Source organism: Kitasatospora sp. NPDC098663, assembly GCF_044760075.1.
Taxonomy (GTDB): Bacteria; Actinomycetota; Actinomycetes; order Streptomycetales; family Streptomycetaceae; genus Kitasatospora.
This window is the reverse complement of sequence record NZ_JBIWAP010000106.1, coordinates 1-7288: the sequence shown is the minus strand read 5'-3', so window position 1 is coordinate 7288 and position 7288 is coordinate 1. Positions and strand designations below refer to the sequence as shown.

The following is a 7288-nucleotide window of genomic DNA, read 5'->3' as shown; positions in this document are numbered from 1 at the left end:
GAGGTCAGCGGCGCCCGGGATGGCGTGGCACGACAGCCGGATGGCCGGATGGCCGGGGCAAGGTCACCGCGGAGCAGCGCGGGTGGCCGTCGGGCACGGCGTGGAGTGGATGTGGCGCTCCGGCCCGGCCGGCCGGGCTGGGTGGGCTGATCACGGCGCCGGCCGGTCCCGAGACGCGCTTCCGGGCCATCACCGGCGTGCGCCTGCCCGTACCGCCTGGCTCATGCCGTTCCTCCCGTCACGGCCGCTCAGCGACGACCGGGCCCGCCGTGTCCGAGGAACAATCGGCGGACAGGCCCGACGGGGCAGCCTGGCGGCCTTCCTGGGCCGCCCTGCCCGTCCACCGGTACGGACGACGGCGGTCACTGGATGTACCGGGCCGGGTGCCGGAATCCGGGCGGTGCCGGGATCCGGGCCGGACCGGTCAAGGGCCAGCAGGGCGAGATTCCCGGCTGCGGCGGCGGGACGGAAGTCGAAGACGCCGGTGAAGGGTCCGGTGATCAACGGCAGGACCTCGTGCGTACGCAGCGCTCGCCACCACTCGCGTCCGGCGGTGACCTGTCCGTCGAACCAGAGGCCGCCGTCGGGCCGGCGCACCGTCAGGGCGGGCCGGTGCACGGTCGCGGACCAGCCGGGTATCGGATCGCGTTCCAGGACGCCCGCGTCACGGGGCCCATCCCTCCCCCGGTGCTACCGGACGCCCCGCGGCGGCGGGCACCACCAGTACCGGGCACCGGCCCGGCACCAGCTCCGGCCAGAGCCCACCTGGCAGCCCCGCACCCACCGTGATCTCCACGCCACGCTCCCCGCCCCCCGGCGCACCTCCCCGCGCCAGGCCCCGGCCCATCATCCCCCGCACCCGCGGACCACCACACGACATCGACCACACCGGTCACCGGCAACCGCACCCACCGGCCGGCGAGCAGCTTCGGGGGCCGGCCACGCGACAACCACGAACAGACGCGGGTGCGCGGGGCGCGGCCGATCGGTGTGTCGATCACCAGCAGCGACGACGAGACCGGCGGCTTCATCAACAGCGGGCAGGTCTGGGTCGTCCGCGCCCCAGGGACGGCGACGGACGGCCGTGCGGCGGTGAGCTGGCGGGCGGGGCCTGTGTGGCGGCGACGAGGAGGGGGCGGTCAGACGGTGGACGGCTGGTGACCAGCGGGCCAGCGGCGAGGCGAGGGCCCGGAGCGGTAGCACAACGGCCCCCGGAACGGCGGCCGCCGCCCAGCACCGAGGCGTACGACGAACTCCCGCCCTCACGCCGGACTGCTCGCGCCACCGTAGCCGGGACGCCCCAACGGCGCCCGGGGCGCCGCTGACAGTGGTGGTTCGTAGGCTGCCCACGTGAACATCGAAGACCTCTCATGGCAGTGCTGGAACCTCGGCGGAGTCGACCCACGCATGGTGGAATCCCTGCTCGAAGCGGGCGAGTTGGAGCTGGTGATCCGCGCGGCGGAGGAGCGCGCGGACTGGTTCTGCGCGCAGGCGGCCGCGCGCGCGCTGTGCGCGGCCGGGGAATCCGAGCGCGCGCTGGAGCTGCTGGACCCGTTCGTCCACGCCGGTTGGGAAGCCGCCGAATGGCTGTCCGGCGAGATCATGGTCCAACGGGGAGAGGCGGACGACGCGCTGGCGATGCTGCACCCGGACGCGGCCGGCCTGCGCTCCGGCAGGACGTGCCGGAAGTACGCGCAGCTGCTGGTACAGGCCGGGCAGGTCGACGCGGCCATCGACGTGCTGATTCCCCACCTCGGGGAGTCCTGGCTGCTCACCGCACTGGTCGAGCTGACCGAGGGCCAGGGCCGGGACGAACGGGTACTGGACCTGCTCGCGCCCCGACACGAGGAGGAAGGCGACGCGGAGGACGAGCCGGAATGGGACGGGGACACCCGGTGCCTCGACGACGGGTGGGAGCAGGATGTCCTGCGCGCCCGCGTACTGGAACGGGCCGGCCGTGCGGACGAGGCGATCCGGGGGCTGGGCGCCTGCGTGGCCGTCGGCTGCCACACCCTGAACCTGCACGAGGCCTACGCCGAACTCCTCGCCCGGCACGGCCGGTTCGACGAGCTGCGCGCCCTCGTCGCCGGTCCCCGCGGCGGCCAGGCCGTGGAGGCCTTCACAGGCGCCCTGGAGGGCCTCGGGCGAGCGGCCGAGGCGGAGGCAGTCCTTCGCGAACGGATCGACACCCACGACCACTCCGGTGATCGGGGGTTGCTGATGGCCCTGCTGGCACGGCAGGGCCGGGTGGACGACGCCGTCGAGGCCGGCCGTCCCACCTTCCGCTACTTCGACTGCGGCAACCACCTCCAGTGGGCCCTCGACCTCCTCGTCGAGGACGGCCGGCCCGACCACGCCCTCGACCTCCTCGACGAACTCCGCCGCGCCGAGGCCTACGACGACGACCACCCGATCCTCGACCCCGTCCGGCGGATACGCCTGCTCGGCGCGGCGGGGCGGTACCCCGAGGCCGTCGCCGGGGTGACGGCCTTGGACGAACGCGAGCCCGGCGAGTGGGACGTACTGCTGGCGCAACTGCTGGAGAACGACGGCCGCCCCGAGGAGGCCGCCGCCCTGCTCCGCTCCTCCCCCTACCGTTTCGCATCCGGGCCACTGGCCCAGCTGCTGCTCCGGCAGGGCCTCCCCGCCGAGGCCGTCGCCGCCCTGCCGACCGTCGCCGAGGAACGGGCGGCCGCGGAGCGAAGGGAACAGGAGATCGAGCGCCGCCGAGGCCCGGTGGGCGGGGCGGACGCCTGACCCACTTCGGGTCTGCGGTGGTGAGCCGTCGTCGCGGCCCACTACCGGCGGCAGGCGAACGCCTCGCCGCGGCCGGTGTCGGCCGCGGGTTCTAGGGTGCCCCCGTGAACGTTGATGATCTTGTTTGGCGGAACGGCAGCGGCGGTATCCCGCAGAAGCTGGTCGACGCGCTGCTCGACCAGGGCCGCCTGGACCTCCTGGTGGAGACCGCGCACAGGCGCGAGGACTGGCCCTGCGCACAGGGCACGGTACGCGGGCTGTGCGCAGCGGGGGAGTTCGAGCGGGCCTGGTCGGTGATCGAGCCGTTCGCGGCGGCCGCCTGGCAGCCGGCGCTCCGGGCGGGTGCCGACGTCCTGCTGCGGTGGGGCCGTACCACGCAGGCGCTGGAGCTGGTGCGGCCCGGGGCCCGGGCCAGAACCGGGGGGAAGGACGAGCACGACGCGTGGCGGGACTATGCCGAGGTGCTGGTGGACGCCGGCCTCGTGGACGAGGCGATCGACGTGCTCACCCGACGGCCGCACGACGAGCGAACGCTGTGGGCCCTGGTCGAGGTCACGGAGGGGCAAGAACGCGACGAATGGATGCTCGACCTGTTGGCCCCGATCGCCGAGGCCTTTCGCCGCGACCCGAACACCCCGAGGTCCGTCACCTGAGCGACGCCCTGTCCGCGCACGCCCGCGTCCTGGAACGCTCGGGCCGCGCCGACGAGGCGATCCGGCTCCGCGCAGCGGACGCGGACGCGGACGCGAAGCGCGGCTGGTCGACCGAGCACGACTACGCTCTGGTGCTCGCCCGGAACGGCCGGATCGCGGAGCTTCGCGAGCTCGCAACCGGCCCCGCGCGGTACACCGTCGTACGCCCGTACGTGGAGGCCCTGGAAACTCTAAGCCGGACCGCCGAGGCCCAGGCCCACCTGCACGACCTCATCAAGGCCGAGGAGCACCCGACCCGCTATGAGAGCGAACTGCTGGAACTGCTCATACGCCAAGACCTGTTCGACGACGCGATCTCAGCGGTCCGACACACCTTCGACGACCTCTACGAGGGCAACCTCCTCCAGCCGACCATGATCCTGCTCGCCGAGAAGGGCCAACACGACCGCGCCCTGCAACTCACCGAAGGACGCAGCCCCGAATTCCTCGCCGAGCACGAAGCGTTCTGGCTGCGCTCCACCCGCTGGTGGCTGATGGGAGGGTCGGGGCGCGCCAGACAGGCGATCGCGGAGATCGAGGCCCTGCCGGCCGACGAAGTCGACGACCGCGAACCGACCATCGCCTGGCTCCTCGCCCAGGACGGTCACCCGGAGGAGGCCATCGCCCGGCTGCGTCCGTTGCCCGGCATGAGGGCCGCGACCGAACTGGCAGGGCTGCTGATTCGGCAGGGTCGCTTCGTCGAAGCGATCGCCGTCGTCCCGGACGTGGCCGCTCAACGGGAGGAAGAGCGGCGTCGGTGGACCCGCAGGACGGAGCCTGAGGAGGCAACGTGGTCCGCCATCGGTGAGGAGGTCCACGACGATCCGTGGACCGGCCCGAACGCGGAGGCATGGGGAAGGCGCCCACCGTCGGTCGGTGCCGGCCCCGTGGAGCACGGCCCTGGTCCACAAACCTCCAGCTGCTGAGCACGACGCCTTCTGGCCCTGTTGTTCCGGAAGCGGGCCGGGCATCAGCGGGGGTGGCGTGTCATTCTTCTGGGAGGCGGACCGGGGGGTCTGCTGTCCGTTGACGGGGGGCGTGATGGGATCGATCGGTGTCGTGTGCGTGGTGGCCGGGCTTGTCGGTGCGGGGCTGTTGCGGTGGCTGCCCATTAGAGGGCGGACGGACGGCCTGCCAGCAGCCGGTGTCGCGGGAGTGCGAGGCGGTTCGAAGGCCGCGCTGAAAGTGGCCGTCGTAGAACTCCACCTTGCGGGGGCGATCGATGTCGGCCGGCTTGGCCGGCTGCGGAGGGTGGTGCACACCGGCCCCGGACGTGACGTGACTTCGCTGCACCGGGCCGCATGGACGGCGTTCGGCCGGGACCTGTCGTTGGCCGATGTCGCCGCCGCTCCGGCTGTACGGCGGGCTCGGGAGGAGGTGCGCGCCGAACTGGTCGGACGTGGCCTGCGATGCGGACAAGCCCGGCTGACAATGGCCGGCCTGCTGGCCCTTGCAGCAGGCGGTACGGGCGTGGCCATCGCGGCGCAGGAAGCGTTCTGGGTGGGTGTGCCCCTGGCCGTGCTCTCGCTCACTGTCCTATGCGCCCCGGCGCGGACACTGCCCGGGCGCAAGTTGTTGCGCGAGATGCGCCGCCTGCATCCCCTTCCCGGTGCCACCCCGGCCGGGCCGGAAGAGATCGGGGTTCTTGCCGCGCTTCACGGGCGCCGAGCACTGCGTCTGCTTTTGCCGGAGTTCGCCGCCTGTGCCGGTTTGCTCAGTGGCCGTGCCGCCAGGGAAGCCGTCGCCCGATCCGAGGGCGACTCGTACGGCTTCAGCGCCCTTTCCGGTCCCGGCGACGACGAAGGAGTCTGAGGGGGCACCACTGAAACTTTCCGGGTGGATTCAGTGAGGTGAGTGAGTGACGGGCCCCTTCGCCTACCAGTCGGCGTGGGCCTCGCGCCGCAGGCGGCCGAACGCCTCGTCCTACCGCTCCGACGCCTTCGTCGAGGCGATCGTCGAGGTCCGAAACCGCGGCTTCGAACCCGAGGACATCCCTCAGTCGATCCCCGAACCCTGGTTCGAGGTGTTCGCGAACCATTCCGATCTCCCGAACCTCAAGCGGCCCCTGCTGCGGCGAAGCATCACGATCCAGCTGATCCAGTCAGTCATCGGGCTCAACTTCCTCGAAGCCGCAGAATTCCGGGGACGGCGGCGGCCTGCTCCTCGGCCGGGAGCAGCGGGGTGTGGGCGCCGAAGTCGCACGGCGTGGTGAGGGCTTCCCGCGTGCCCTCGGGGCCTGGGTGTGGGGTTCGCGTCGGCGGGGAAGACCACGCACTTGTCATGCCCGGTTTCAATGATCGTGGCCCGGGGGACACCAGCCTGCGCGTCAATACCTGACGTCCCCCCACCCCGCTGGCACGGAGACGTGACGCGCTACCGCGCCCTGCTCCTCCTGCCCGCCGCGGCCCGGCGGTCGCCGCCATCACCCTCCCCCCGAACGCCGTGGCCCGGGTCGAGGTGGAGGCCGTCCTCGGCGGCCTGCACGGGCGCGCTCCGGTCCACCGGCTCACCCAGGTGAGCGACGGCATCGACGTCGGCGGCTACGCCCTGCTCTCGCTGCCCTGGCGGCGTCACGCCGGCGGTCGGCCCGCGCTTCGGACCGGCGGTGCGTTGTCGGAGAGGCGTGCCAGGATTGCAGGCGTGAGCATCGTCGGACACCACGTGCGCCTGAAGCAGGCCGAGTTGGCCCGGGCCTTCGCGGGAGGGGTCGTCGCCGGGGCGGTCAGGGGGGGGTGGTCGGATGTCTTGACGGAGGTGTCCGGCATCTCGGCGGCCTCGTGCAGGGCGGAGGCCAGTCCGGCCCGGCCCCAGAGGCCGACTGAGTCCTTGAGTCGGCGGCAGCCGCCGACTCAGGCGCTCACAGATACTTGTCCTCGGGCGGGCTCTGGGGCAGGTGCATCTCGTCATGGCGCGCCTGTATGCGAGCGATCACGCGCTCCTGTCCCAGCTTCTTTGCTTGGCGGAGCTTGGCTTCGGCAGCAATCACGGGAGCCCAGAACAACCAGCCCCACAGGCTGAAGTCCAGCACTCCACTCCACACCAGTGCCTTGTTCGTGCCGAACGATGCCACGAGCGTCAGCACATACGCTTCGACCCGGTGCGCGAGAAGTAGGCGTAGTGGTGCGTTCCAGGCCCCCTGTAGCAGCTCAACCGCCGCGGCGAGTTCAGCGGCCCGGAGGTCTTCACCTGTGTCCTCGCTGGACTCGCCACGAGCGGCTCGCTGTAGCGCGCCAGTCACCAGCACGCTCTGCTCCGCTTTGACTGCCTGGTGAGCTTGCCCTTGAGCGGCGGCTACGTTCAGGTCATCCCAATAGCCCCGTCCGGCCCAGCCCGTCGCATCATCGACCCGCTCGCGTTCGGCTGACCCGGGCGGGGCCAGCTCTTCGATCCTCTCCCGCAGAGCCACCGCACGGCGCGCCCGCCCCGGGTATTCGAAAGAGTCCGAGCGAAGGCACAGCTCCAGGTGCGACACCAGGAGTCCGAGATCGTCCGCTGCCAGTGCGAGGCCATCGCGGTATGCGGCCTCAGCCTCGCGGTCATGGTCGTCCTCGTCTTCTGCGGCATGTGCCTGTCCGAGCCAGCGGAAGAGGACCGGATCGGGTCCGCACTCCTTGAGCCCCGCCTCTGCCGCGGCTCTCACAGCCTCATAGCCACCCACGGCGAAGAGCTCCGAGCATCTCTGTACGTACTGCTGCCGTTCCACGTTCCCACCCCAGCCGTCCGAAACAAGCACCCTCCGATGTACTCGGCACCGCTCTCAATCACCACTTGATCACGAACGCCACGTCAATTGTGCACCCGGCAGCCGAAGCCACTTCTCGGCACCTACCCCACCCTGC

General features: G+C 71.8%; 6 protein-coding genes. 5 read left to right on the top strand and 1 reads right to left on the bottom strand.

All coding sequences use genetic code 11. The features are described from left to right. Positions 1–1350 precede the first annotated feature (1350 nt). From ACIQVZ_RS42015 to ACIQVZ_RS41995, 5 genes are all read left to right on the top strand, one after another. Complete coding sequence (locus ACIQVZ_RS42015) at positions 1351–2757, top strand: tetratricopeptide repeat protein (protein WP_402458346.1); 1407 nt, start codon at positions 1351–1353, stop codon at positions 2755–2757. Between the two features lie 104 nt (positions 2758–2861). Next, entirely contained in the window at positions 2862–3410 is a 549-nt protein-coding gene (locus tag ACIQVZ_RS42010; protein ID WP_402458343.1) for a tetratricopeptide repeat protein, read from the top strand. A 212-nt stretch (positions 3411–3622) separates the two neighbouring features. Then, positions 3623–4375, top strand: coding sequence for a hypothetical protein (locus ACIQVZ_RS42005; protein ID WP_402458341.1), 753 nt, complete (start codon positions 3623–3625; stop codon positions 4373–4375). A 115-nt stretch (positions 4376–4490) separates the two neighbouring features. Then, entirely contained in the window at positions 4491–5261 is a 771-nt protein-coding gene (locus tag ACIQVZ_RS42000; protein ID WP_402458338.1) for a TIGR04222 domain-containing membrane protein, read from the top strand. A 46-nt stretch (positions 5262–5307) separates the two neighbouring features. Further along, positions 5308–5661, top strand: a complete 354-nt coding sequence (locus ACIQVZ_RS41995; RefSeq protein ID WP_402458335.1) for a hypothetical protein — start codon at positions 5308–5310, stop codon at positions 5659–5661. Between the two features lie 645 nt (positions 5662–6306). Here ACIQVZ_RS41995 and ACIQVZ_RS41990 read toward each other — a convergent pair. Continuing rightward, complete coding sequence (locus tag ACIQVZ_RS41990; protein ID WP_402458332.1) at positions 6307–7152, bottom strand: hypothetical protein; 846 nt, start codon at positions 7150–7152, stop codon at positions 6307–6309. Positions 7153–7288 lie beyond the last annotated feature (136 nt).

What these genes read in the sequence shown, in the direction of transcription:
- ACIQVZ_RS42000 (WP_402458338.1), top strand. Translation starts at nt 4,491, where the DNA reads ATGGGATCGATCGGTGTCGTGTGCGTGGTGGCCGGGCTTGTCGGTGCG.